Origin of the sequence: Azonexus sp., assembly GCF_036170495.1 — a bacterium.
GTDB lineage: Bacteria > Pseudomonadota > Gammaproteobacteria > Burkholderiales > Rhodocyclaceae > Azonexus.
In genome coordinates, this window is sequence record NZ_JAVHPH010000291.1 from 10,985 (window position 1) to 14,061 (window position 3,077).

The 3,077-nt window shown below is 63.4% G+C and carries 6 protein-coding genes; 5 read left to right on the top strand and 1 reads right to left on the bottom strand.

From position 1 onward, the window contains the following. On the top strand, positions 1-522 hold a 522-nt coding region (locus ADADOO_RS10590; protein WP_511277385.1), incomplete at its 5' end, for a hypothetical protein. 82 nt (positions 523-604) lie between these two features. Here ADADOO_RS10590 and ADADOO_RS10595 read toward each other — a convergent pair. Next, positions 605-898 carry a hypothetical protein gene (locus ADADOO_RS10595; RefSeq protein WP_511277386.1) on the bottom strand — a complete coding sequence of 98 codons (294 nt, stop codon included), beginning with the start codon at positions 896-898 and terminating at the stop codon, positions 605-607. 156 nt (positions 899-1,054) lie between these two features. Here ADADOO_RS10595 and ADADOO_RS10600 point away from each other — a divergent pair, with 156 nt between their 5' ends. The 4 genes from ADADOO_RS10600 to ADADOO_RS10615 all read left to right on the top strand — a co-directional run. Beyond that, positions 1,055-1,459: a DUF1924 domain-containing protein gene (locus ADADOO_RS10600; protein ID WP_511277388.1), complete on the top strand. Its 405-nt coding sequence runs from the start codon at positions 1,055-1,057 to the stop codon at positions 1,457-1,459. A gap of 1 nt (position 1,460) precedes the next feature. Beyond that, positions 1,461-1,922 (top strand): diheme cytochrome c, encoded by a 462-nt coding sequence (locus ADADOO_RS10605; protein ID WP_511277389.1) that lies wholly within the window; start codon positions 1,461-1,463, stop codon positions 1,920-1,922. A 3-nt stretch (positions 1,923-1,925) separates the two neighbouring features. Further along, complete coding sequence (locus ADADOO_RS10610; protein ID WP_511277391.1) at positions 1,926-2,531, top strand: cytochrome b/b6 domain-containing protein; 606 nt, start codon at positions 1,926-1,928, stop codon at positions 2,529-2,531. Between the two features lie 16 nt (positions 2,532-2,547). Beyond that, on the top strand, positions 2,548-3,077 hold a 530-nt coding region (locus ADADOO_RS10615), incomplete at its 3' end, for a response regulator transcription factor (RefSeq protein WP_511277393.1).

Here is a 3,077-nt window from a genome sequence, read left to right on the forward strand (position 1 = left end):
GTCGCCGGCCTCACCTTGGCCGCCACGGCGAGCCACGCCGATGGCCTGAAGTTCTTCCCCGGCCTGCAATCCGGCTTCAAGTTCGCGCCGAGCGTCGCGGTCAGCGTCGGCGTCATCGGCGCCCCGGCCGGCAACGACGATGCGATGTTCGTCTACGGCCTCGACTTCAACATGAACTGCGGCTTGATCCAGACCCCCGACAACCGCATCCGCACCCATGTCCAGATCAACCACGTCGACGAATCGGGCATCAAATCAACCTCCTTCGAGCTGTCGCCGCGCTATACCGTGCCCGTCGGTCGCGGCTTCTCGGTCGGCGCCGGCCCGGTGCTCGGCATGGTCATGGCCGACAACGGGCGCACCGACAAAAACCTGTTCGCCTACGGCGCCGTGGTCGGTGCCAACTACCGCAAGGGCCTGTACTACTCGGGCCTTGACCTGCGCTACCTGAACACCAGCGAAAGCGACAACGTCAGCTTCGAAAACTGGGCGCTGCTGGCCAAGGTCGGCATCAACTTCTGATCCACCCAGCGACCAGAAACAAAAATGGAAGGCCGATGCCTTCCATTTTTTTGCCTTTTTTCCCGTTGACCGTGGGACTCAGCTAATCAATCGCTTTCAGGAAACGCTGGCGCGCCTGCTCCAGTTCGGCCTGCCCGGTTTCGCCGACCAGCCGGTGGCAAGTTTCGAAAAAGCTGTTGAACGCCTTGCGGACCACCGGCGCCGCCAGCTTGCCCTTGCCTTCCGTGGCTGGGACATCGAGCGGCCGGAGCACGGCATGGCGCGGAATGATGCTCTGTCCACCGACTTCTGAAGAAGCCGTCAGCGGCCCGGTTTTGACATAGGTAACGCCGGAATATTCGAAACGGGCGCCCATGGGCAGATGCTGGAGTTTCATGACAGGCTTCCGATCTTGCATTCCTGAACAGTGGGTCACGGGGCACGACCCCGCGGCCCGGATCTTAGCCTTAATCCCCGCTTAAGTTTCGCCTAAGCCCCCTTTAAGACTCGCTCCCTACACTCCTTTCCCATCAACACAAAAAGGAGAACGAGGATGAAAGTCATTCCCGCCGTAGCGCTGCTGCTCGCCAGCCTGGCCTGCCACGCCGAAACACCGCAGCAGATTCGTCAGATTTACGTCACTGAAGCGAGCAGCCAGCAAGCCGGCTTCACGCCCTCGGCCAAACGCGGCGACGCCTTTTTCCGTCAGCGTTTTGCCAACAACGACAAGATGCCGGACTGCACCAGTTGCCACACCGACAACCCGCTCAATGCCGGCCAGCATGCGGTAACCGGCAAAGCCATCAAGCCGATGGCGGTTGCCGCCAACCCGGCTCGCCTGAGCGACCCGGCCAAGGTTGAAAAATGGTTCGGCCGCAACTGCAAGGAAGTCGTCGGCCGCGCCTGCACGCCGGCCGAGAAGGCCGATTTCATCACTTACCTGAGTGAGGTGCGCTGAAATGAAACGAATTTTCCTCATCGCCCTGCTCGGCAACGCCGTGCCGGCCCTGGCCGATCGCTTGCCGATGCCCACCAACGCGCCGGCCAGTTTCACCACCGAATGCAGCAGTTGCCACATTGCCTACCAACCCGCCCTGCTCCAGGCCACCGACTGGCGCAAGCTGATGGCGGGTCTGGCCGACCATTTCGGCAGCGATGCTACGGTCGACCAGAAAACCGGGCAGGAAATCACCGCCTTTCTCGAACGCAACGCCGGCAGCGCCAGCCGCCTGGGCAATGCCGGCAATCCGCCGCGCATCACCCAGACCGCCCGCTTCATCCGCAAGCATGACGAAATCCCGGCCAAATTCTGGCGTGATCCGCGCGTCAAGTCGGCCGCCAACTGCGAAGCCTGTCACCCCGGCGCGGCCAAGGGGAGCTACAGCGAACACGATATTTCGATCCGCGAACTGCGCGAGTAAATCATGAACAAAATTCTTGTCTGGGACTGGCCGGTCCGCCTCGGCCACTGGCTCATGGTCGGCGGCTTCATCGTCGCCTGGCTGACCGCCGAAAGCGAAACCTTCCGGCTCGTCCATGCCCTCTCCGGCGGCGTTGTCGTTGCTGTTGCCCTCTTCCGCCTGCCCTGGGGCTTCATCGGCTCGCGCTATGCCCGCTTCATTGATTTCGTGCGCGGCCCCGACTCCGTCGTCGCTTACCTGCGCAGCCTGATCCGCCTGGAACCGGAGCACCACACCGGCCACAACCCGGCCGGCGGCTGGGCCATCATGCTTCTGCTCGCTCTCGGCATCGCTACCGGCCTGGTCGGCTGGGCGATGTACAACGAAATCGGCGGCGAATGGCTGGAAGACCTCCACGAAGGCCTGGCGTCGACCATGCTCACCGTCGTCTTCATCCACGTCGCCGGCGTCATCTCGGGCAGCCTGTTGCACGGCGAAAACCTCGTTCGGGCGATGTTGACCGGACACAAGCAGGGATCACCGGAACAAGCCATCGCATCGGCCCGACCGCTGGCCGCCATCTTCCTGCTCGCCTGGGTCGCAGCCGCCAGCTGGTGGCTGGCCAGCTAGCTGATAAAATCAGCCCATGCGCATCCTGCTCGTTGAAGACGATCCTGAACTCGGCGATGGCCTCACCGTCGGCCTCCGCCAAGCCGGCTTTGCTGTCGACTGGCTGCGCGATGGCCATTCCGCCGACCAGGCCTTGCAGAGCGAAAATTTTGATCTCGTCGTCCTTGATCTCGGCTTGCCCCGCCTGTCCGGCATGGATGTCCTCCGTCGCGCCCGGAGCCGGGGGCTGACCGTGCCCATCCTCATCCTGACCGCCCGCGATGCCACCGGCGATAAGGTTTCCGGCCTCGATGCCGGGGCTGACGACTACCTCGTCAAACCCATCGACCTCGACGAACTGAGCGCCCGCATCCGCGCCCTGACCCGGCGCAGCGCCGGCCGCGCCGCCCCGCTGCTGACCCACGGCGAACTGGCCGTCGACCTCGCCGCGCATCGCGTCACGCTAGCCGGAGATGAAATCGAACTCTCCAGCCGCGAGTATTCACTGCTCCAGATGCTGCTCGAAAACGCCGGCCGCGTCCTGACCCGCACCCAGCTCGAACAATC